The sequence below is a fragment of the Lacunisphaera limnophila genome, from assembly GCF_001746835.1.
Lineage (GTDB): Bacteria > Verrucomicrobiota > Verrucomicrobiia > Opitutales > Opitutaceae > Lacunisphaera > Lacunisphaera limnophila.
In genome coordinates, this window is record NZ_CP016094.1 from 2,268,453 (window position 1) to 2,290,361 (window position 21,909).

The 21,909-nt window shown below is 68.0% G+C and carries 15 protein-coding genes; 13 read left to right on the plus strand and 2 right to left on the minus strand.

Features of this window, described 5'->3' with window-relative positions:
* Window positions 1–121 precede the first annotated feature (121 nt).
* On the plus strand, window positions 122–1,036 hold the full coding sequence (locus tag Verru16B_RS09470; RefSeq protein ID WP_069962055.1) for an aminoglycoside 6-adenylyltransferase: 915 nt from the start codon (window positions 122–124) through the stop codon (window positions 1,034–1,036).
* An 11-nt stretch (window positions 1,037–1,047) separates the two neighbouring features.
* On the opposite strand, the gene Verru16B_RS09475 is transcribed toward Verru16B_RS09470, so the two are convergent.
* Window positions 1,048–2,193 carry an ATP-binding response regulator gene (locus Verru16B_RS09475; RefSeq protein WP_069962056.1) on the minus strand — a complete coding sequence of 382 codons (1,146 nt, stop codon included), beginning with the start codon at window positions 2,191–2,193 and terminating at the stop codon, window positions 1,048–1,050.
* 240 nt (window positions 2,194–2,433) lie between these two features.
* Here Verru16B_RS09475 and Verru16B_RS09480 point away from each other — a divergent pair, with 240 nt between their 5' ends.
* The 6 genes from Verru16B_RS09480 to Verru16B_RS09505 all read left to right on the plus strand — a co-directional run bounded on the left by Verru16B_RS09480 (window position 2,434) and on the right by Verru16B_RS09505 (window position 14,134).
* On the plus strand, window positions 2,434–6,225 hold the full coding sequence (locus tag Verru16B_RS09480; RefSeq protein ID WP_069962057.1) for a TonB-dependent receptor plug domain-containing protein: 3,792 nt from the start codon (window positions 2,434–2,436) through the stop codon (window positions 6,223–6,225).
* A 175-nt stretch (window positions 6,226–6,400) separates the two neighbouring features.
* Window positions 6,401–7,219, plus strand: coding sequence for an HAD family hydrolase (locus Verru16B_RS09485; RefSeq protein ID WP_237023380.1), 819 nt, complete (start codon window positions 6,401–6,403; stop codon window positions 7,217–7,219).
* 20 nt (window positions 7,220–7,239) lie between these two features.
* Window positions 7,240–8,748, plus strand: coding sequence for an MFS transporter (locus Verru16B_RS09490; RefSeq protein WP_069962059.1), 1,509 nt, complete (start codon window positions 7,240–7,242; stop codon window positions 8,746–8,748).
* A gap of 7 nt (window positions 8,749–8,755) precedes the next feature.
* Window positions 8,756–11,071 (plus strand): glycosyl hydrolase family 65 domain-containing protein, encoded by a 2,316-nt coding sequence (locus tag Verru16B_RS09495; protein WP_069962060.1) that lies wholly within the window; start codon window positions 8,756–8,758, stop codon window positions 11,069–11,071.
* Window positions 11,068–12,876 (plus strand): glycosyl hydrolase family 28-related protein, encoded by a 1,809-nt coding sequence (locus Verru16B_RS09500; protein WP_237023381.1) that lies wholly within the window; start codon window positions 11,068–11,070, stop codon window positions 12,874–12,876. The genes Verru16B_RS09495 and Verru16B_RS09500 overlap by 4 nt, the downstream gene beginning before the upstream one ends.
* A gap of 181 nt (window positions 12,877–13,057) precedes the next feature.
* Window positions 13,058–14,134 (plus strand): LacI family DNA-binding transcriptional regulator, encoded by a 1,077-nt coding sequence (locus Verru16B_RS09505; protein WP_083270242.1) that lies wholly within the window; start codon window positions 13,058–13,060, stop codon window positions 14,132–14,134.
* A 140-nt stretch (window positions 14,135–14,274) separates the two neighbouring features.
* Here Verru16B_RS09505 and Verru16B_RS09510 read toward each other — a convergent pair whose 3' ends face one another.
* Entirely contained in the window at window positions 14,275–15,303 is a 1,029-nt protein-coding gene (locus Verru16B_RS09510; RefSeq protein WP_069962062.1) for an ABC transporter ATP-binding protein, read from the minus strand.
* 258 nt (window positions 15,304–15,561) lie between these two features.
* Here Verru16B_RS09510 and Verru16B_RS09515 point away from each other — a divergent pair, with 258 nt between their 5' ends.
* The 6 genes from Verru16B_RS09515 to Verru16B_RS09540 all read left to right on the plus strand — a co-directional run bounded on the left by Verru16B_RS09515 (window position 15,562) and on the right by Verru16B_RS09540 (window position 21,908).
* The gene (locus Verru16B_RS09515) at window positions 15,562–16,485 is read left to right on the plus strand and encodes a glycosyltransferase (protein ID WP_069962063.1); all 924 of its coding nucleotides are present in this window, start codon (window positions 15,562–15,564) and stop codon (window positions 16,483–16,485) included.
* 73 nt (window positions 16,486–16,558) lie between these two features.
* On the plus strand, window positions 16,559–17,371 hold the full coding sequence (locus Verru16B_RS09520) for an FkbM family methyltransferase (protein ID WP_083270243.1): 813 nt from the start codon (window positions 16,559–16,561) through the stop codon (window positions 17,369–17,371).
* A gap of 31 nt (window positions 17,372–17,402) precedes the next feature.
* Complete coding sequence (locus Verru16B_RS09525; RefSeq protein WP_069962065.1) at window positions 17,403–18,116, plus strand: 3-deoxy-D-manno-octulosonic acid kinase; 714 nt, start codon at window positions 17,403–17,405, stop codon at window positions 18,114–18,116.
* 53 nt (window positions 18,117–18,169) lie between these two features.
* Window positions 18,170–18,946 carry a 5'-methylthioadenosine/S-adenosylhomocysteine nucleosidase gene (mtnN, locus tag Verru16B_RS09530; protein WP_069962066.1) on the plus strand — a complete coding sequence of 259 codons (777 nt, stop codon included), beginning with the start codon at window positions 18,170–18,172 and terminating at the stop codon, window positions 18,944–18,946.
* The gene (locus Verru16B_RS09535) at window positions 18,943–20,550 is read left to right on the plus strand and encodes a permease (protein WP_069962067.1); all 1,608 of its coding nucleotides are present in this window, start codon (window positions 18,943–18,945) and stop codon (window positions 20,548–20,550) included. The genes mtnN and Verru16B_RS09535 overlap by 4 nt, the downstream gene beginning before the upstream one ends.
* 5 nt (window positions 20,551–20,555) lie before the next feature.
* The gene (locus Verru16B_RS09540) at window positions 20,556–21,908 is read left to right on the plus strand and encodes an amidohydrolase family protein (RefSeq protein WP_069962068.1); all 1,353 of its coding nucleotides are present in this window, start codon (window positions 20,556–20,558) and stop codon (window positions 21,906–21,908) included.
* Window position 21,909 lies beyond the last annotated feature (1 nt).

A 21,909-nucleotide genomic window follows, 5' to 3' on the forward strand; every position in this document is an offset into this window, starting at 1 on the left:
ATGAAGGAGAGGCGGGGGCGGGCGGAACAGGTTGGTGCGAGTCGGCGTGGCTGCGACCCTCGAAAAGTAGGCGGACATCCCCCGCGACGGCAAGCCCGGCGATGCAAAAGAGATTTGCGCCATGACGCGCCGCCCGTCCCAATCCCGCGGCATGACCGCTGATGATTTTCAGGATCGCATCGTGGCCTGGGCGCGGCGCCAGCCCGACGTGGAGGCGCTGGTGCTGGCGGGCTCGCGGGCGGTGGCGGGGGCGGCGGATGGCTATTCGGATTGGGATTTTCATCTCATCACCACCGCGCCGGCGCGGTTTGCGCACACGCGCTGGCTGGGCGAGATTGCGCCATGCTGGTGCGCGCATGCCGCCCGCACGCCGCGTGGGGTGATCAAGGTCAGCGCCGTGTTCGAGCAGGGCTGGGAGGCGGATTTTGTCCCGCTGGCCGCGTGGCAGATGAAACTGGTTTATTGGGCCATGCGTTTTCCGGACAAGGCGGACCTGATGCCCGGCCGGTTGCGGCGCGGCATCCGGGAGACACGCGCCTTCATGCTGGGCACCGGCCACCGGCTGTTGGTGGGGTCGCCGGCGTGGGAGCGGCGGTTCGCGGCGCTGCAGCAGCCTTGGACTGATCCGGGGTTCACGCGGGAGGAGTTTGCCGGCCACGTCGGGGCCTTCTGGCAGAAATCCGTCTGGGTCTGCAAAAAAATCGCCCGGCCCGAACCGCGGTCCGCCATGCACTGGTTGCACGGCTTGGTAACCGAGCACGTCTACGCGCTGCTGGCGGAAGAGGCGCGGCTGGCGGGCCGCGTGGCGCGGCCGGAGGCGCGCAAGGCCGAGCAGTGGCTGGACGCGCGGCGGCAGGCGCAGACGGCGTTCGAGACCGGGGCGGATGCGCGCACGCTGGCGCGCGCCTTGCTTGCCGCGATCACGCTTTTCGAGGAAGTCTCCCAGAGTGTGGCCACGACCCGCGGGTTCGCCCGACCGGACGATGCGGCGGTGGCGGCGTGGCTGCGGACGGAGCTGGGCAAGCTCACGGGCTGAGCTGGGGGCGCTCAGGTGGCCGCGGGGGGGAAGGTCAGGGTGAAGACGGTGCCGCCGCCGGGGCGGGCGGCGACGCGGATCTCGCCGCGGTGGGCGGCGACAATGTGTCGGCAGATGGTCATGCCGAGGCCGGTGCCGTGCGCCTTGGTGGACTCGACCGGCTTCTTGAGGATGCTCTCCATGATCTCGGGGGGGAGGCCGGTGCCGTTGTCGGCGATGGTGAGGACGACGCGGCCGTCGGCCCGCGTCACGGCGACGTTGACCTGGGAGGCGCCGGCCTCGAGGGCGTTCTTCACGAGGTTCTGCAGCAGGCGGACGATCTCGAAGCGGATGCCGTTGATGTTGGTCTCCGGGGTGCCGCTGACCTCGACGCGGTTGGTGCCGAAGAAGAGCACGCCCTTGGTGTCCGTGGCGGTGGCGAACAGGTCCACGACATCGACCTCGCCGGCGTGGCGGGTGGTCTGCCGCCAGGACTCGGCGAGGTGGAGGCAGAAGGAAGAGCACTTCTCGAGGGTCTCGGCGTAATGCACGATGCGGCCGATGGCGGGGCCGCCCGGCGGCAGCTGGCGGACTTCGTCGAGCAGCATGTTGGTGTAGCCGATGGCGACGACGAGGGGGTTGCAGATGTCGTGGACCATCTCCGCGGCGGCCTGGTTGAAGCCGGTGTTCATCTGCTGTTTCTTCTGCTCGGTCTTCACCGACTCGTACATGCCCTCGAGCTGGCGGAGCATGCCGGCGCGCTTCTTGCGCTCGATGCCCTCGGCGACGTGGCGACGCACGGACTGCTGGAGCACGTCCACGTCGAAGGGCTTCTTGAGATATTCGTTGGCGCCGAGGCTGATGGCGGCCTGGGCGGTGGCGAGGGCGCCGTAGCCCGTCATCATGATGATGGAGACCTCGGGATCGATCTTGCGCATGGCCTCGAGGCCCTGGATGCCGTTCTTCTGGGGCATGCGGATGTCCATGATCACGCAGGCGAACGAGGCGGCGCCGAGCTGGGTGAGGCCGTGGTCCACGCGGTCGACGGCCACGACATCAAACTCGTCCTGCAGGAGGTAGCTGATGCTCTCGCGCGGTCCGAGCTCGTCATCGACCACCAGGACTTTCGGGCGCTTGGAGACCGGGGTCGGCAGGACGGAGGGGGCGGCTTCGGACATGGGAGGAGTTGCAACGGACGCTGGATGGCGCAAACCGATTTGGCAATCCGAAGCTGATTGCCGGGGTCCGCCCCGCCGGCGCCGCGCAAAAAAACCGGTGCGGGCTTGGTTCCGGGTGCGGTCTTCGCAACGTTTGCAGAGGCCGGAGGTAGCGCCGCGGGCCCCGGGCGCTATCACTCGCCCCGTTGGCCCCTTCTGAAACCCCTAACGTGCAGCCAAGCGTCTGCGTCTCCCCTCCCCATGAATCCGATTGAATCGCTCCGGACCGTCGCCGGTCACCCCATCGCGCTGCCGCGAACCCGCCAGGGTTCGTCGCGCCGCTTGCTTCCCTCCTTCCTGTTCGCCGCGGCTTTCGCGGCCTCGTCCGTCCACGGGCAGACCGCGGCCGCGGACGCCGCACCCGCCAAGGAGGAGGAAGAGATTCTCGTCCTCACCCCGTTTGAAGTCACCTCCGGTGGCGAGAACGAGGGCTACACCGCCGCCACCACGCTGGCGGGCAACCGCCTCAACACCGAGTTGCGGGACATCGGCAGCGCAGTCACCGTCGTCACCAAGGAGTTTCTCCAGGACGTCGGCGCCACCGACAACGCCTCCCTGCTGCAATACACCACCGGCACCGAGGTCGGCGGCCTGCGCGGCAACTTCGCAGGCGCCGGCGACGCCGCCCAGCTCAACGAGGACACCGTCCGCCCGAACGACAACACCCGCGTGCGCGGCCTCGCGGCGGCGGACAACACCCGCGACTTCTTCCGCTCCGACGTGCCGTGGGATTCCTACAACGTTGACCGCGTGGACCTGCAGCGCGGCGCCAACTCCATCCTGTTCGGCCAGGGCAGCCCGGCCGGCATCATCAACACCGGCCTGAAGACCGCCCAGTTCCGCAATTTCGGGACTGCCGAGGTCCGCGTCGACAACTACGGCAGCACGCGCGGCACGCTCGATATCAACCGGGTGCTCCTGCCCCGCGAGCTCGCCCTCCGCGTCGCGGTGCTGGCCGAGGATGAGAAATACCGGCAGAAGCCCGCGTTCTCCGATGACCGCCGCCTGTATGCCGCCCTGCGCTACGAGCCGAAGTCCCTCAACCGCGACGGCCTGCTCACATCGCTCAAGGCCAACTTCGAGGCCGGCACGATTGACAGCAATAACCCGCGCATGCTGCCGCCGTCCGATGCCATCACGCCGTGGTTCACCAACCTGAACCAGGCGACCTACAACCAGTATGCGGCCTTCGACCACCTTTCCGGCCGGCCCAACCACGGCCAGTTCCGCGTGAACCTCGCCTCCACCGGCGCACGCAATCCCGCCTATCAGCACAACATCGGCACATTCGGCTTCCCGTCCGGCCGCGCCGGCCCGACGGTGTTCATGTCCGGCGGCAACCAAAGCATGATGGTGACCGACGTCATCGGCGCCTTCGTGAGCGGCGGCCTCGGCTCGGATGGCAGCGTCGATGGCGGCATCGCGGCCCTGCCCGACAACGGCTGGGTCTCCCTCCAGGGCACCGCCCAGTCGGCGATCAACAACGGCGAGGCCTACTCCAAGGCGGGTCTGTGGAAGAACAACCTGCTGACCGACGCCTCGGTCTTCGATTTCTACAACCGCCTCATCGATGGTGATTCCAAACGGGAATGGCAGGATTTCAACGTCCTCAACCTGAGTGCCTCGCAGACCTACTTTCACAACCGGGCCGGCATCTCGCTGGACTACTCCCGCGAGGGCTATGAGAACGGCCAGAAGGCCGTGCTTCCGGGCGATGTGCGCCTGCAGGTCGATCCGATGGCGGTCTATGGCGATGGCTCACCCGACGCCGGCCTCGCGGTTGGCGGCGAGCCGTTCTCGAACGGCACCAAGAACCCGAACGTCGGCCGCGCCTTCGTCTCGTCCAATAACGCCTGGGGCAACCGCTCCCTCGACACGGATCGCGAGGCCCTGCGCGCCACCGCCTTCGTGCAGCACGACTTCAAGGACAAGGACAACGGCTGGTTCCGCCGCGTCCTCGGCCTCCACACCCTCACGGCCCTCGCCGGCCGCGAGACCGCCAAGAGCGACTCCCGCTCCTGGCAGCGTTACGGCATCTTCGATAATGCCTACTACAACCTCTCAGGCCGCCCGGACCAGCGTTTCAACGGTGCCCTGGTTCCGGCCCAGGTCATTTACCTCGGCGATTCGCTCCTTGGCCGCTCCCTCTCGGGCGCGAACCTGCCGTCAATCAGCGGCAGCACCACCATCACCAGCGGTTCGGTCCGCTACTTCAATCCCACCTGGAACTCCAGCGTCAGCCCCGGGGCGGCGTGGCAGAACGGCTTCTATCTGCCCGGTGATCCCAACCGCAACTCGACCCAGGCGGAGAACCCGGCGAACTACGTCGGTTGGACCACCACCCAGCTTAACATCGTGGATGCCGAGGCCTCGGCCGCGAACCGCGACCGCCTGACCACGCATGCCGCGCTCGACAAGGCGCAGACCGAGTCGCAGGCCTTCGTCTGGCAAGGCAAGTGGCTGGACAACGCCCTCGTGAGCACCATCGGCTGGCGCAAGGATATCGCCGAGTCCTGGGCGTTTGACATGTCGCCCAACGATTTCCCGGTGAGCCAGGACCGGGGCGCGGTGAATCTCAGCCCCACTTACTACAAGCTGCCGACCGTCGGCCAGCGCGTCGAGGTGCAGTCCCGGTCCTACAGCCTCGTGGCGCACCTCACCGACCTGCCGTTCCTGCGCGGGGTGACCGAGAAGCTGCCGGTGAATGTGAGCGTGTATTACAACCGCTCGACCAACTTCAAGCCCGACGCCAGTCGCGTCGACATCTACGGCGAGCCGCTCGCGGCCCCTGCCGGCAAGACCATCGACCAGGGCATCCGCGTCGAGACCAAGGACGGCCGCTACGCGCTCCGCGTGAACCGCTACGAGACGAGCAACTCCAACGCGAACAGCACGCAGATCAACGCCGCCTCCATCGGCAATTGGATGCAGCTTACGCAGAACTTCGCCAACGTCTTCCAGTATAACATCCGCCCCTGGGGCTACGACGCCACCGCGCCGGGCCAGACCGCCAACGCCACCGACGTCTTCGACGGCGCCGCCGGAATCTGGGAGCCGATGCGCTACAACTTCCACCTGTTTGCCAACCGTCCGCTGCAGCCGGGTGAGATTCTCTCGCCTGACGGGAGCTGGATCGTGTCGCCGCCCCTCGAAGGCCGGGTGCTCGACGCCGTGCGCACATTCCAGCGCGCCGTCGATCCGCGTTTCTGGACGGCTTGGCGCATCAATACCTTCGGCAACTTCGGTCCGTCCACCAGCGAGGTGACCTATAGCGTGCCGACCGGCTTCGCCGTCACGGAGGACAACGTCTCCAAGGGTTGGGAAATCGAGCTGAGCGCCCAACCGACCCAGAACTGGCGTCTCCTCCTCAACGCCAGCAAGACCGACGCCCGCCGCACCAACATCGGCAACGAGAACATGCGTGAGTTCATGGACCTCGTCGCCGCGTCGCTGGTCGCCCCCGAGGGCGTCCGTCGCCTCCACCACTACTGGGGCACGCAGGACGTCGTCACCGCCGGCAAGAACTGGTTCGACGGCGAGGGTCTCGTCGGCGCGCCGGGCAGCGAGTGGCGCCTGGCCCAGCTCGTCGAGAACACCACAGTGCCCGAGATGCGCGAGTGGCGCGTCAACCTGATCTCGAACTACGAGTTCACCGAAGGCCTCCTTAAGGGCCTCAACGTCGGTGGCGGCCTGCGCTACCAGAGCAGCGTCATCCTAGGCTACCCGCCGATGGGCAACCCGAACGACCCGACCACGGTCGAGTATGACTTCGCGAAGCCCTACCGCGGCCCCGTCGAGACCAACATCGACCTGTGGGTGGGCTACACTCGCCGGCTGTCCGAGAAATTGAACTGGCGCATCCAGCTCAACGTCCGGGATGCCTTCCAGAACAAGGGCCTCATCCCGATCACCTACCAGCCCAACGGCACGGTGGCAGCCTACCGCATCGTCTCGGGCCAGTCGTTCAGCCTCAGCAACACGTTCGAATTCTGATCCCGCCCCGCGGTCCGCGCTTAGGACCGCGGGGCGCGGCCCGGTCGGATTCCGGCCGGGGTGGGCGGCCGGCTTGCTGGCGCCACACGAACGCCAAGGCGTTCGTGGCGTAAGCAAGCTTACCGCCCACTCCGAGGCCGCGGAATTTACTTCAACGTCCGACATGACCCTTCTCGTGAATTCTCCCTCCTCTGTTCGCTCGTCCGAGACTGCCGCTGCGCCAGCGGGGTGGGCCTTCGACGCCGTCATCTTCGACATGGATGGCGTCATCACGGACACGGCGTCGGTGCACTCGCGGGCGTGGAAACACATGTTTGATGAGCATCTCGCCCGGCGCGCGCAGCAGCACGGGACGCCCTTCCGGGCATTCTCCCACGAGCGCGACTACCGCACCTACGTCGACGGCAAACCCCGCTACCAGGGCGTGGCGGCGTTCCTCGCCGCGCGCGGCATTGCGCTGCCCTGGGGCCACCCGGCGGACCCGGCCGGCGCCGAGACCGTCTGCGGGCTGGGCAACCGGAAGAATGTCCTGTTCAACGAAATCATCGGGAATGACGGCGTGCGGGTCTATGATTCCTCCCTGCGGCTGATCCGCGCCCTGCTCGGCCGGGGCCTGCAGGTTGGCCTCGCCACCTCGAGCCGGAACTCCGCCCTCATCCTGGGGCGGACGCCGGCCGCCGCGTTTTTCGGCACGATTGTCGACGGGCTCGTCTCGGAGCGGCTCGGCCTGAAGGGCAAGCCCGCCCCGGATATTTTCACGACCGCCAGCGCCAACCTCGGTGTGCCCTGCGCCCGCGCCGTCGTGGTGGAGGATGCGGTTTCCGGCGTGCAGGCCGGCGCCGCGGGTGGCTTCGGCCTGGTCGTGGGGATCGCGCGCGAGGGCAACGCGGAAGAATTGCGCGAAAACGGTGCGGACATGGTTGTCCACGACCTCGCGGAGGTCAGTATGGAGGAGATCAACCGGCGCATCCGCCTCAAAGGCGCCGCCGCGTGATCGCCCCAAATACCCCCCCGATGACATCCCTGCAAAAACCCCGCCTGAATTTCTGGCAGCTCTGGAACATGAGCTTCGGCTATGTCGGCATCCAGTTCGGCTTCGCGCTCCAGAACGCGAACGTGAGCCGCATCTTCGAGACGCTCGGCGCGAGCGTGGACGCGATCCCGATCCTGTGGATCGCGGGCCCCGTCACCGGCCTCGTGGTCCAGCCCATCGTGGGCTACCTGAGCGACAAGACCTGGAACCGGCTCGGCCGGCGCAAACCCTACTTCCTCATCGGTGCCATCAGCGCCTCGCTCGCGCTGCTGGTGATGCCCAATTCCCCCGCGCTGTGGTTCGCGGCCGGCATGCTCTGGATCATGGACGCGGCGATCAACCTGACAATGGAGCCGATGCGCGCCTTCGTCGGCGACATGCTGCCCGACGATCAGCGCACGACCGGCTTCGCGGTCCAGACCTTCTTCATAGGCGCCAGCTCGGTCATCGGGTCGCTCCTGCCGTGGCTCCTGACCAACGTGTTCAACGTGGCCAACACCGCGCCGGCCGGGCAGGTGCCCGACTCGGTCAAGTGGTCGTTCTATCTCGGCGGCATCGTTTACCTCGGCGCCGTGCTGTGGACCATCATCCGGACGAAGGAATACTCGCCGGAGCAGCAGCGTGCCTTCCACGGCGAGGCGGAGAGCGCGGAGCCCGAGGGCGAGCCGGCGTTCACGCTCAACCCCGGCCGCTATTACGGCCTCGGCACGGGCTTCGTGCTCGCCGGCCTGGTAGGCAGCCTGGTCGTGCACCAGTTCGCCTGGGACAAGGGCCTCTACATTCTCTCCTTCGGCCTGAGCGGCTACGGCCTGCTGCAGATCGTCGCCGCCTGGCGCTACAACGCCGGCCGCAAGCGCGGGCTGGTGGAACTCATGCACGACCTGAACAACATGCCCGGCCCGATGAAGCAGCTGTCGCTGGCCCAGATGTTCACGTGGTTCGCGCTGTTTGCGTTCTTCATCTACGCCACCACCGCCGTCACGAGCCACCACTTCGGCAGCACCGATCCGCGCAGCGACGCCTACAACCAGGGCGCCAACTGGGTGGGCGTGCTGATGGCGGTCTGGAACGGCGTGGCCGCGCTCGCGGCGTTTGCGCTGCCCGTGCTGGCGCGGCGCACCAGCCGCGTGCTGACCCACGTCGTCTGTCTCGTGGTCGGCGGGCTGGGCCTGGGCTCCATGTATTTCGTGCGGGATCCCCTGTGGCTCATCGCCTCGATGACCGCCTTCGGCCTCGCCTGGGCAAGCCTGCTCACGATGCCCTACGCGATCCTGAGCAGCGTGGTGCCCTACCGGAAGATGGGCGTCTACATGGGCATGTTCAATTTCTTCATCGTCATCCCCCAGATCATCGCCGCCGCCCTGCTGGGCCTGCTGGTCCGCACCGTGTTCGACGGCCACGCCGTGAACGCGCTCCTGCTCGGCGGCGTCTCCATGATCATCGCCGCCGGGCTCATGCTCCGCGTGCGGGACGAGCGGGGGGCCGGCTGACTTTAAAATGCAACACCTCTGGGAAATCAGCACCACGGAATGTGCCGGCGGCAAGGAAAGCATCCTGCGCCGGGGCAACGTCTATCAGATCGCGAACGGCTACATGGGCTATCGCGGCACGCTGGACGAGTCCGGTCCCGAGGAAGCGGTGGGCATCACGCTGGCGGGCCTCTTCGACCAGGTGGGCGCGGCGTGGCGCGAGCCCGTCAACGCGCCGAACGGCGGGTTCACCCGCGTGGCGGTCGACGGCGCGGAGCTGGCCGCGCCCGGCCCCGCGGTGGCGTCGCACCGCCAGACCCTGAAGTTCGCCGACGCGCTGTTCGAGCGCGAGACGGTCTTCATGGCCGGGGGCAAGCAAGTCACGCTCGCCTCGTCGCGGTTCCTGAGCGCCGCCCGGCCCAACCTCGGGGTCATCCGGTTCACGGTGACCTGCGACCAGGACGCCGACCTCACGATCCGGACCGGCATCGATGCCAACATCTGGGACCTGAACGGCCCGCACCTGCGCGGCCTCGCGGCCGGCCGGCGGGGCGACGTGCTCACGGTCGAGGGCCGGACGCACGAGGCGGGCAAGCCGGTGGCCGTGGCGGAGGTCGTGACCGCGGACCTCGGGGCCGAGGACCATCTGAACGAGCAGAATCGCAGCCTGCGCGTGTTCCGGCTGCGCGCCCGGGCCGGCCAGCCCTGCACCCTGGTGAAGTATTTCGCGGTGTTCACCGGCCATGACCGCGTGACCGCCCCGATCGCTGCGGCGGTCGAGGCCGTGCAGGCCGCGCGCCGGCTGGGTTACGCGGGCTGCCTCGCGCAGCACGACGCCGAGTGGCAGCGCCGCTGGGCGCGGGGCGACGTGGTCATCGCGGGCGACGAGGCGGCGCAGCTGGCGCTGCGCTACAGCATCCTGCAGCTGCTCATGGTCGCGCCGGTGGATGGCAGCGCCAACTCCATCCCGGCCCGCGCGCTCTCGGGGCAGGTCTACAAGGGCGCGGTCTTCTGGGACACGGAGATGTTCATGTTCCCGTTCTTCCTCCATGCGTACCCGGAGAAGGCGATGGAGCTGCTGCGCTACCGCATCCGCACGCTCGACGGTGCGCGCCGCAAGGCCGCCACGGAGGGCCCGGGCTACCGCGGGGCCTTCTACGCGTGGGAGAGCCAGGACAGCGGCGACGACGCCTGCACGTATTTCAACATCGGCGACCCGATCACGGGCCGGGAGCTCCGCACGCATTTCCGCGACAAGCAGGTGCACATCAGCGGCGACGTGGCCATCGCGCTGTGGGAGTATTTCAAGGTCACGGGGGACGACACCCTGCTGGTCCAGGGCGGGGCGGAGGTCATCCTCGAGTGCGCCCGGTTCTACTACTCGTATGCGCACTTCAAGAAGGACCGCGGCCGCTTCGAGATCCTGGATGTGATCGGGCCCGACGAATACCACGAGCGCGTCAACAACAACGCCTTCACGAACATGGTGGTGCGCGAGACCTTCGCGATCGCCAGCGCCACGGTCGAGCACCTCCGCCAGCGGCACCCCGCGGTGCTCGCGGCCCTGCTGGAGAAAATCGGGATCGCGGGCGAGCTGGCGGGCTTCGCCGACGCCGCCGCCCGGCTCTATGTCCCGGCCCCCGACGGCGCGACCGGCGTGATCGAGCAGTTCGACGGCTATTTCAAGCTGCGCGACGCCACCGTCGAGGAACTGAGGACCAAGATGGTCCACCCCAACGAATACCTCGGGGCGGGGCAGGGCCTCGCCGTGCCGACCAAGATCATCAAGCAGGCCGACGTGGTGATGATGCTCAACCTCTTCAAGGCCCGCTTCCCGGCCGCGATCAAGCAGGCGAACTGGCAGTATTACGAGCCGCGCACGGAGCACGGTTCCAGCCTCAGCGCCTGCGCCTACGCGCTCGTGGCCACGGAATTCGGCGACCTGGATTTCGCCTACCAGTATTTTCTTAAGACCGCGCAGATCGACCTCCTGGCCAGCTACAAGGTCTACGTGGGTACGATCTTCATGGGCGGTTCACACCCGGCCGCCAACGGCGGGGCCTGGATGACGGCCGTGCTCGGCTTCGGCGGCGTGCAGGTGGAGAGCGACCGCGTCACCATCAACCCGCGCCTCTACCGGAAATGGCAGGCCCTGGAATTCGGCCTCGAATTCAAGGGCGACCGTTTCCGGATCCGCATCACGCCGGCCGCCGTCACCCTCACGCCCGACCGGCTCAACCGTGGCCACCCGGTCTTCGTGATCGCCGGCGAGACCGTGACCTGCGCTCCCGGCGAGCCGGTGACGGTTGACGTCGCCGAGGTCGCCAATTCCAAAGCATCATGAAACCGATTCCGTATGTTGGAGCCTGCTTGCAGGCGATGGTGGAATGTGCGGCCCCCAGCGCGTTGGGGGCAACGCGCTCCACCGCGAGTTTGATTCTCCTACTGCTGTGCGCCGTTGGACTCACCGCCACCGTCACCGCCAGCCCGATCGGCGCGGATCTGCCGTGGACCACGGTGGAGGCCGAGGCCATGAGCGGCACCGGCACGCTCGTTGGGCCGGTCTATGCGCCGCATCGCGTGGAGACGGAGGCGTCCGGCCAGCAGGCCGTGCAAGTCGCCCGCGCCGGGGGCCATGTCGAGTTCGCGGCTCCCCTCGCGGCCAATGCCCTCGTGCTCCGTTACCACCTGCCCGACGCCCCCGCGGGTGGCGGCACTGACACAGCGCTCCGCCTGCTGGTCAACGGCCGCTTCATCCGGGAGCTGGCGCTGACCTCGCGGAACATGTGGCTCTACGGAAACTACCCGTTTTCCAACGACCCGGCGCAGGGCAAGCCGCGGAATTTCTACGACGAGCTGCGCGTGAAGAACCTGGAGATTGGCCGGGGTGATGTCGTGCGCCTCGAGAAGGCGGCCGACGACGGCATCGCCTGTGTCCTCGACCTCGTGGACCTCGAACTCGTGCCGGCCCCGCTGGCCCGGCCCGCCGGCTCGCAGTCGTTGCTCGATTTCGGCGCGCGGGGCGACGGCGTGGCCGACGACACCGCGGCCCTGCTCCAGGGTGTCGCCGCCGTGGCGAAGGACGGCGGCACGTTGTGGGTGCCGCCCGGCGACTACAAGATCACCGGCGACATCATCGTGCCGTCCGCGGTCACGATCCAGGGTGCGGGCATGTGGCACACGACCTTCGCGGGGGACGAGGCGCTCTACGCGCAGGCGGGCCGGCGCGTGCGGTTCAAGCTGACCGGCACCGGCATGCGGCTCGCGGATTTCGCGATCTTCGGCCACCTCAACTACCGCAATGACCAGGAGCCCAACGACGGCATCGTCGGCGCCGGTTGCACCGACGCCGTGGTGTCCCGGATCTGGATCGAGCACACCAAGGCGGGCGTGTGGGTCTACAATGGCGTGAACCTCCTCATCGAGGGCTGCCGCTTCCGCAACCTGCTCGCCGACGGCGTCAACTTCTGCGTCGGGACGAGCCGCGCCGTGGTGGACAACTGCACCGCGCGCGGCACGGGCGACGATTGTTTCGCCGTGTGGCCCGCACCGTCGGACCAGGGCTTTGACGAGCGGGCGGGAAAGCCCGGCCACAATGTGATCCGGCGCTCGACCGGCCAGCTCACGTTCCTGGCCAACGGCGCCTCGCTCTACGGCGGCGCCGACAACCGCATCGAGGACTGCCTGTTCACCGACATCGCCACCGGTTGCGGCATTTTGGTCAGCACGACCTTCCCGACCGCCGACGAGGCGGGGAAGGTGGACAACAACTTCAGCGGCACGACGGTGGTGCGGAACAACCGGCTGGTGCGCTGCGGCGGTTACGACCACTCATGGGCTTGGCGCGGGTCGCTCCAGATCTGCATGGACCGCCGCAGCATCGCGGGGCTGCAGGTCAGCGGGCTAGAGATCCGCGACAGCATTTCCGACGGCATCACGGTCGTCGGCCCCGGCCGCGCGAAAGGACAGGGGACCTTGTCCGCCGCGGTGCTGGAGGATGTGAAGGTGAGCGGCTCCGGCCTCGGCGCCCCCGGCCGCCCCGACCTGTTCATCCGCGAGGACGCCGGCGGCAGCCTGAGCCTGATCCGGGCGCAGGTGCCGTCCGTGCGCAACGAGTCCAAGGATTTCGAGATCAAGATGACGGATTGAACCGGAGGGCGGGATCTCCGAACCCCGCCTTCGCCTGATACCGGCGGGATTTGGAAATCCCGCCCTACATCCGATCCGCGGGGATAGCCGCGCTTTAACCAGCCAATAACACCTACTGCAAACGTTGCAGGAAGGGGTCCCCGGGCTTGACCGGGTCGCGGGCCGGGCGCACTAGTATTCCATGCTTTCCATTACCCCCCACGGGAAAGTGACCCTGCAGGACGTCGCGGCCAAAGCCGGCGTTTCCATTTCCACGGCCTCGCGTTGCCTGACGCGGGCCGTGGGTGTTTCCAAGTCGAGCGAGACACGCGTGCTGTCCGCCGTCGAGTCGCTCGGTTATCGCTACAATCCCCTGCTCGGCGAGGTGATGCGCTCGACGCGCCGCGGCGCGCCCAACCACCACCTCGGCACGCTGGCGTACATCACGCCCTACGACGACGTGCAGGAATGGCGGGACACGCCCACGCTCTGCCGCCATTGGTCGGCCGCGCGGGACCAGGCCGCGCTGTTCGGGTTCGGGGTGACGGAGTTTGCCATGACCTCGCGCGGCATGACGGGCCGCCGCCTCGGCGAGATTCTGAAGGCCCGGGGCATCACGGGCATCCTGCTGGCCGCCTTCCCAAAGGATCCCTTCGAGCTGGTGCTGCCGTGGGAGCATTTTGCGACGGTGCCGGTGGGACACATGGTGCAGGACCCGCAGCTCGACTGCGTGGTGAGCGACCACACGCAGGCGGTGTTGCTGGCGGGCCGGGTGCTCGCCACGCAAGGCTACCGCCGCATCGGCCTCGCGATCGAGAGCTACCAGAATTCCATTACGAACCACGGGTGGGCGAACGGCTACGCGGCCCTGCCCGCCGAGAACAGCGCCGTGGCCGCGATCCCGCCCTTCCTGCCGGAGAAGCTCGCCCCCGGCGCCTTCGTGGCGTGGGTGCGCGCGCACCGGGTGGACTGCGTGCTGACGCTCTCGACCTTCCGCAACCAGCCCAACCGCATGCGGGAATGGCTGGCGGAGGCTGGCATGAATTGTCCGCGGGACATCGGCCTGGTGTCGCTGGACGTCACGCCCGCGACCGGCACCTGGGCCGGCATCGACCAGAATTCCGACGAGATCGGCAAGGCCGCCGTGGACCTGGTCCTGTCGAAGGTCCGGGCCGGCGAGCGCGGGATCCCGAAGGTCCGCCGCAGCCTGCTGGTCCACTGCCAGTGGCGTGAGGGGAACACGGTCCGCGCGGTCGCAGGAGAGAAGGCCTGCGCCTGAGGCGGGCTTGGCTCATGGCGCGGGGCTGCAGGCGATCCAACCTGCCCGACCTGTCGTCCGTGGTCTCGGCGTAGGATGAAGGTCAGGTTCCACCTTGATCCGGGGCCGGTGTTTGCGCGGCGGCGCGAGACCATCCTGGCCTACGGGGTGCTCGGGACGGGCACGGCGGTCACGCCGCGGGTGAAGAGTTCGCTGATGATATCCTCGAGGGGGACGTCCTGAATCGTGATATCGTCGACCGGGCCCTGGGCGAGGATCTGGGAGCAGACCTCGGTGACGTGGGCGCTGGGGACGTGGAGGAGGATCTCGCCGTCCTCGCCGACCTTGGCCTCGCCGTGGGCGGGTTTCCAGCCGGGGCCGAAGGGGGCGGGGGTCCCTTCGACGATGCTCAAGGCGGCCCTGGGCCGGAATTTGATGATGCGCTGGCCGGCGCCGGCGCCGGCGATGCGGTCGAGGTCGCCGTCGTAGATCTTCTTGCCGTGGTCGATGACGATCACGCGCTCACAGAGCGAGGTGATGTCGGCCATGTAGTGGCTCGTGAGCAGGATCGTCGTCTTGTGGCGGCGGTTGTAGCTGCGCAGGAACTCGCGCACGGCCTTCTGCGAGATGACGTCGAGGCCGATGGTGGGCTCGTCGAGGAAGAGCACGCGCGGGCGGTGGAGCAGGGCGGCGATCAGCTCCATCTTCATGCGCTCGCCGAGGGAGAGTTCGCGGACCTGCACGTTGAGCTTGGGGCCGACGCCGAGCAGGGTGACGAGCTCGTCGAGCGTCTCCTTGAACGGGCCGGGCGGCAGGCCGTAGATGGCGCGGATGAGGGTGAAGGATTCCTGGGCAGGCAGGTCCCACCAGAGCTGGTTTTTCTGGCCGAGCACGAGGGCGAAGAGGCGGCGGTAGGCGTTTTCGCGCTTGGAGGGATCGAAGCCGGCGACCCGGGCCGAGCCGGAGGTCGGGTAGATGAGGCCCGAAAGCATCTTGAGCGTGGTGGTCTTGCCCGCGCCGTTGGGGCCGAGGAAGCCGACGAACTCACCCTCCTTGATCGAGAAGCTGATATTGTCGGCCGCGCGGGTCTCCTCAAACTCCCGGTGGAAGAGGCCCTTCACGCCGCCCCAGAAGCCGGGCTGCTTCTTGTAGGTGCGGAAGACGCGGGTCAGATTTTCGACTTCGATCATGGAAGGGCGGAGGATGCACAAAGGCACGGCGGTGGCAAAGATTTGCTGCGGTCGGCCAGGGCCTGAGGATGTAGCCTGACCTTCCTCCTGCGCCGGAGGCGTCGGACGCCAGGCCGCGCAGGTTGGATTCGCCGAAGCCTGCAGGGTGCAGGCCGAAGCCCGATCGGAGGTCGGGCTCCACCTTGACGCCCCGGCATTTTTGGTGCGTGCTCGCCGTCGGCCCCGCCCGGGGATCCGGCCTCCGACTCCCCCTCACCCATGTCCCAAACGCCCGCGCCCGCCCGCGTCTCCCGCCTGGATTTTATCCGGGAGAATTACTACCGGGTGGCGGCGAGCGGACTCATCCCGGCGGGTTTCTACCAGCCGGAATTGCCGCGGCCGGACCAGTTGCCGGGGCGGACCGGTAGGCTGACCTTGGAAGTGGTGAGCCATTGCTGGAACTACGCGCATTTGCAGGCCTACCAGCTCAGTTCGCTGGTGCTGCACCCGCCGACGGCGATCGACGTGCGGATGACGGTCTATCACTGCCCGGAGGACCGGAAGACGGTGCGGCTGCTGGAGCATTTCGCCGGACGGCAGGTGCCGGGTGTGACCTGGGACTGGCGGCCGCTGGAGCGGAACCGGCTCCTGCGCCGGGCCATCGGGCGCAACGCGGCGGCGAAGGCGACGCGGGCCGACTGGATCTGGTTCACGGATTGCGATCTGTTGTTCCTCGACGGTTGCCTCGACACGCTGGCGGCGCGCCTGCAGGGCCGGCGGGACCGGCTGCTTTATCCCCAGGTGGAGCATTGCACGCGCATGCTCCGGGAGGACGACCCGGTGCTGCTGGCGGCGGCGGACGAGCCGGGGTTGGTGCAGATCGATCCGGCGCAGTTCGAGCCGTTTGGGATCAAAAAGGCCGTGGGGCCGCTGCAGATCGTGCATGGCGACATCGCCCGGCTCGCCGGCTATTGCGATGCCATCGCCTACTACCGGGAGCCGGTGGAGCACTGGCGGAAGACTTATGAGGACCGGACCTTCCGGTGGCTGCTGCGCACCCAAGGTGTGCCGATCGAGGTGCCCGGCGTTTACCGGATCAAGCACCTCCACAAGGGGCGCTACCAGGAGGGTGGCATGAAGCGCATCCGGCGCAGCCTGCGGCAGCTGCAGGCGGCGGTTTTTGGTCGTGCCAAGGGGCGGTGACCGAGACAGTGAGAGACCTGAAACCAAAGACCTGAGACCTTAAATCCAGACCCGGACCTTTTCTTCATTCTTCATGACATCCGACCCTACCACACCTTCCCGTCCCGCTGCGCCTGGCTTGGGCGCGAGGCTCACCGTCGAGGCGGGCTTCCTCTGGAGCCGTCTGTTGGGTCGGCCCTACCAGCTGACGACGGTGTTGTTCGGCTGTCCGGTGGTGCTGGGGATCGAGGCGCGGCGCGAGATCACCCGGGCCTATGGCTTCGAGCTCGAGGCGGCGCTCATGCAGCGGCTGCTCGACCACGTGCGGCCGGGTGACACGGTCTATGACGTCGGCGCCAACATCGGCCTGATCAGCATGATCCTGGCGCTGCATCCGGCCGGTCGCGGCTGCCGCGTGCACAGCTTCGAGCCGGAGCCGCGCAATTTTGGCGAGCTGGCCCGCAACATCGGCCTGAACGGCGTGCAGGACCGCGTGACCCCGCACCAGGTGGCGCTAGGCCGCTCCGAGGGTGAGGCCGCGCTGTTCGTGCGCGGCAGCACGGGGGACGGCCGTCACTCCATCGCCGAGACCAAGGGCGCGGAGGGCAGCATCAGCGTGAAGCTCTCGACCGCGACGACCTTTGCGCAGACCACCGGCCAGCCGCCCGACGTCATCAAGATCGACATCGAGGGCGCGGAGGGCGAGATGCTCGCCGGCGCCGAAGGCCTGATCGCCACGGGCCGGCCGCGGGAGATCATCATGGAGGTCCACAACAAGGGCGGCCGCGACCTCATGCCCGACGGCACGACCATCGACGCCTGGCTGAAGGCGCGGGGCTATGTACTCGCGTGGGAGCAGCACCGCCGCTCCGGCGTGCACCGGCATTACCAGCGCGCGGGCCGCTGATCCGCGGGCGCACGGACCAACCACCCCGAGCATGCCGCGCGACGTCCAACTGCTCTTTGACCGCGCGGCGACGCCAGGGATCACGGCGGATCATTTCGAGCCGGAATGGCTGCAGCGTCAGCAACTCGTCGTCGACACCGCGAAAGGGCGGGGAACGGTTTATTTTTTCCGCGCCGGCCCGGCGGTGTGGGTGCTGCGCCGCTACCGGCGCGGCGGGTGGATGGGGCGCGTCAATCGCGACGCCTATTGGTGGCAGGGGCTCGAGCAGACGAGGCCGTGGCGGGAGTGGCGGTTGCTGGCCGAGCTGCGCGCGAAGGGCCTGCCGGTGCCGCGGCCGATCGCGGCGCGAGTGACGCGCAGCGGGCTGGTTTACCACGGCGATTTGATCACGGAGCGCATCGAGGGGGCGACGCCGCTTGGCGCGTTGCTGGCGGCCGGGGCCTTGCCCCGGGAGGAGTGGGGCAAGGTCGGGGCATTGCTGGCGCGTTTCCAGGCGGAGGGCGTGCGGCACGACGACATCAATGTGAGCAACGTCCTGCGCGACGGGCGCGGCGCGTATCACCTGATCGATTTCGACAAGGCGCTGATCGCGCCGCCGGGCGCGTGGCAGGAGCGGAACCTCGCGCGTTTCCGACGCTCGATCGAGAAGCTGCAGCGGCGCCAACCGGCGGTCGGGTTCACGGCGGCCGACTGGGCGGCGGTGCGCGCCGGCTACCAGACGGGCGCGGCGGCGGGAGGCCGGTGAAAGGGGCGGGGAATATCCCTGCATTTGGTAAGGGTCTTGCTTAGGATCGCACCATGCCCGCCTCCACGCCTGCTCCCACGCTGATCCTGAGTGCCATGCCGTCGGAGATCCGGCTGATCCAGGCCCACATCAAGCGACCCAAAACCGGCCGGCTGGCCTGTTTCCCGTATGTCACCGGCGTGCTCCGGGGCCGGCGGGTCGTGACTACCGTCACGGGGGTCGGCGTGACCAACGCGGCCATGGTGACCGCGCTCTTCATCCGGGAATTTAAGCCGGCGGAGGTGCTCGTGTCGGGCACGGGCTCGCGCTTCAACCCGCGCATCGAGACCGGCGACACCATCATCTCGACCAAGACGATCCATCACGCGGCCGGCAGCCTGACCCAGGAAGGCATGGTCTACCGCAAGGTCCGGGGACCGCTGCCCGGGCAGATGACGCACTGGTACTACAAGCCCGACCCGCGCCTGTTGAAATTGGCGAAGGCGTCGATCAAAGGCTACACGGCGGAGCCGGTCACGGCCAACGGCCGCACCTACGTGCCGCGCGTGCTGACAGGTGTGGTGACGGCCAGCGATCTGTTTGGCGTGTCGGACGAGAAGATCGCCGACATGAAAAAGAAACTGAACCCGGACATCATGGAAATGGAGAGCGCGGCCATCGCGCAGGTGTGCACGCAGCTGGGTGTGCCGCACCTCGTCTTCCGCGCCGGCAGCAATCGCACGCAGTCGAATCCCGGCAACGACTACCGGTTGCTCGGGCAGAAAGCGGCGCACGCCGCGGCGCGGTGGACGGTTTATTTCACGGGGTGTTTGGCGGAGGCCCGCGCATGAAGTGGTTCTCCCGCGGGGACGGCGAGGGATTCGTCGTCGCGTTCATCAACAACCTGGTGCAGTTGCTCATCCTCGCGCCGCTGTGCACCGGGGTGCTCGGATTCTCGCCGGAGCTGATCTACGGGCGCATCCTGCCGGGCGTCGCGATCTCGTTCCTTGTCGGCAATATCTTCTATGCGTGGCAGGCGATGCAGCTGGCGAAGCGCGAAGGCCGCACCGACGTCACCGCGCTGCCCTACGGTATCAGCACGCCGGGGCTGTTCGCGCATGTGTTTCTCGTGATGCTCCCAGCGAAACAGCTGGCCCTCGCGCAGGGCATGGCGGACCCCGAGCGCTTCGCCTGGCACGCCGGGCTCGTGGCCTGTTTCCTTGGGGGCCTCCTGGAATTCGGCTGCTCGTTCTTCGCGGAAAAGATCCGCAAGCACACGCCGCCAGCGGCGATGCTGGCGACCCTCGGTGGGGTGGGGCTGGGCTTCCTCGGGCTGTCCTTCCTCTTCCAGGCCTTTGCCGCGCCGGTGGTCGGGCTGGTGATGCTGGTGCTCGTCTTCATCGTTTTCTTTGGCCGGATGAAATTCCGCGGGGGGCTGCCGGCGACGGTCGTGATCCTCGCGGTGGGCACGGCGCTGGCGTGGGCCACAGGGCTGGCCCCGGTGGGCGGTCCGGACGCGCGGCCGCTGGCGCACCTGCAGGTCTATTGGCCGGTGCCGGTGCTGGGCGAACTCTGGGCGGCGTTCTCCGGGGGGCATATCCTGGCCTACCTCTCGGTCGTGATCCCGATCGGGCTGCTGGGCGTGCTCGCCTCGCTGCAGAACATCGAGTCGGCCGCCGCGGCCGGGGACAATTATCCGGCGACACCCAGCCTGGTGGTCAGCGGCCTGGGCACGCTGGCAGCGGCATGCTTCGGGTCGCCCTTCCCGACCTCAATCTACATCGGGCACCCGGCGTGGAAAAAGCTCGGGGCCCGGGCGGGTTATTCGGCGTTGAACGGCATCTTCATCACGCTCGTCTGCCTGACCGGCTCAATGGCGGCGCTGACCTGGCTGATCCCGGCCGAGGCGGGCATCGCGATCATCTTCTGGATCGGGACGATCATCGCGGCCCAGGCCTTTGAGGTGACGGAGCAGAAATATTACCCGGCCGTCATCATCGGCCTGTTTCCCGCCCTGGCGGCCTGGGTGATGCTGATCGTGAAGACCACGGTCGGGGCCGGCGGGGCGACGCTGGACGCGGCGCTGGTGGCAAATGCGCATGCGGCGGGCGCCTACCTCGGGGGCGGCTTCGCCCTGGAACAGGGTTTTCTGTATTCGGCCATGATCTGGGCGGCCGTGGTGGTGGCCATCGTGGACCGGGCGTGGCTGCGGGCGGCCGGTTGGTGCGCCATCGGCGCGGGGCTGGCGCTGGCGGGGCTGATGCATTCCTACGCCCTGACCGGACGCGACACGGTCATCGACCTGCCGCTCCTGTCCTGGCTGACCGGACAATGGACGCCCGGCCGGTCCCTGTTCCCGGCCGGCGCGGCCGCAGCCGGTTATGCGCTGGCGGCGGTGATTTTTCTGCTGGCCAAGTTCATCCTGGTGCCGCGGGCTGAGGACGAAGTCGCCTGAATCCCATGCCTACGCTGCTCGTCAAGAACATCGGTTATCTCGTCACCCTGGATGCGGCCCGCACCGTGTTGCGGGATGCATGGTTGCTCGCGGAGGACGGGTTTGTCACGGCCACCGGCACGGGGCTTCCGCCCGCAGTGGCTGGGGCCGAGGTGCTGGATGCGCGGGGCGGCATCGCGACGCCGGGGCTGGTGAACACGCACCACCATTTCTACCAGACGATGGCCCGCGCCTACACGCCGGGCAACAACCTGCCGCTGCTGCCCTGGCTGGCGCACATGAACAAGCTCTGGCGGCCGTTCACGGCCGACGACCTGCACCTCGCCTCGAAGCTGGCGATGGCGGAGATGATGCTCACGGGCTGCACGACCACCTCGGACCACCACTATGTCGTGCCCGCGGGCAGCGGGGACAATTTTGCCGCGCAGTTTCGGGCGGCGGAGGAACTGGGTGTGCGGTTTCACTGTGCGCGCGGCAGCATGGACGTGCCGTCGAAGCTGATCGGCGACTGGGCGATCCAGACGGCGGAGGAGATCATGGCGGATGTCGTCCGCTTGCACCGGGATTTCCACGATCCGAAACCGGGCAGCTTCCGGCAGGTCTTCCTCGCGCCCTGTGCGGCGACCTCGTGCAGTGGCGAACTGTTGAAGCTCTCGGCCGCTTACGCGCGCGAGCACGGACTCGGGCTGCACAGCCATTGCGGCGAGACGGTGGACGAGGATGTGTTCTCGCGGGAGAAGTTCGGGCGCCGGCCGGTTGAGTATTTCGCCGACTGCGGCTGGGATTTCGAGGGCGTGTGGTATGCGCACGGAATCCATTTCACGGATGAGGAGGTGGCGTGGCTCGGGGCACGGAAGATCGGCGTCAGTCACTGCCCGTACGCCAACATGCGCCTCGGGTCCGGCATCTGCCGGGTTACCGACCTGCAGCGGGCCGGCGCCAAGGTGGGGATCGGGGTGGATGGCAGCGCCTCGAACGATTCCGGCCACGTGTTGGGCGAGCTGCGTCAGGCGCTCATGCTGTGCCGCGTGAAGTACGGCGCGGAGGCGATGTCGGTGATGGATGCGCTGGCGATCGGCACCTCCGGCGGCGCCGCGATTCTGCGGCGGCCGGACCTTGGTTCGCTGGCACCGGGCAAATGCGCCGATCTGGCGATCTGGCCGGCCGTCGATCTGTTTTCCAGCGGCTGCGAGAATCCGGTGGACGCGCTGTTGCTGTGTTATGCGCGCCAGGTGGACAGCCTGGTGGTCGGCGGCCGGGTGCGGATAACGCAGGGGCGATTCACGGATCTCGACCTCGACGGCCTGATCGCCCGGCACCATGCGCGGGCGCGGCAGATCCACGCCGCGCTCGGCTGAA

What these genes read in the sequence shown, in the direction of transcription:
- Verru16B_RS09470 (WP_069962055.1), top strand. Translation starts at nt 122, where the DNA reads ATGACGCGCCGCCCGTCCCAATCCCGCGGCATGACCGCTGATGATTTT.
- mtnN (WP_069962066.1), top strand. Translation starts at nt 18,170, where the DNA reads ATGCCCGCCTCCACGCCTGCTCCCACGCTGATCCTGAGTGCCATGCCG.
- Verru16B_RS09510 (WP_069962062.1), bottom strand. Translation starts at nt 15,303, where the DNA reads ATGATCGAAGTCGAAAATCTGACCCGCGTCTTCCGCACCTACAAGAAG.
- Verru16B_RS09520 (WP_083270243.1), top strand. Translation starts at nt 16,559, where the DNA reads ATGACATCCGACCCTACCACACCTTCCCGTCCCGCTGCGCCTGGCTTG.
- Verru16B_RS09480 (WP_069962057.1), top strand. Translation starts at nt 2,434, where the DNA reads ATGAATCCGATTGAATCGCTCCGGACCGTCGCCGGTCACCCCATCGCG.
- Verru16B_RS09490 (WP_069962059.1), top strand. Translation starts at nt 7,240, where the DNA reads ATGACATCCCTGCAAAAACCCCGCCTGAATTTCTGGCAGCTCTGGAAC.
- Verru16B_RS09525 (WP_069962065.1), top strand. Translation starts at nt 17,403, where the DNA reads ATGCCGCGCGACGTCCAACTGCTCTTTGACCGCGCGGCGACGCCAGGG.
- Verru16B_RS09495 (WP_069962060.1), top strand. Translation starts at nt 8,756, where the DNA reads ATGCAACACCTCTGGGAAATCAGCACCACGGAATGTGCCGGCGGCAAG.
- Verru16B_RS09540 (WP_069962068.1), top strand. Translation starts at nt 20,556, where the DNA reads ATGCCTACGCTGCTCGTCAAGAACATCGGTTATCTCGTCACCCTGGAT.
- Verru16B_RS09535 (WP_069962067.1), top strand. Translation starts at nt 18,943, where the DNA reads ATGAAGTGGTTCTCCCGCGGGGACGGCGAGGGATTCGTCGTCGCGTTC.
- Verru16B_RS09515 (WP_069962063.1), top strand. Translation starts at nt 15,562, where the DNA reads ATGTCCCAAACGCCCGCGCCCGCCCGCGTCTCCCGCCTGGATTTTATC.
- Verru16B_RS09475 (WP_069962056.1), bottom strand. Translation starts at nt 2,193, where the DNA reads ATGTCCGAAGCCGCCCCCTCCGTCCTGCCGACCCCGGTCTCCAAGCGC.
- Verru16B_RS09505 (WP_083270242.1), top strand. Translation starts at nt 13,058, where the DNA reads ATGCTTTCCATTACCCCCCACGGGAAAGTGACCCTGCAGGACGTCGCG.
- Verru16B_RS09500 (WP_237023381.1), top strand. Translation starts at nt 11,068, where the DNA reads ATGAAACCGATTCCGTATGTTGGAGCCTGCTTGCAGGCGATGGTGGAA.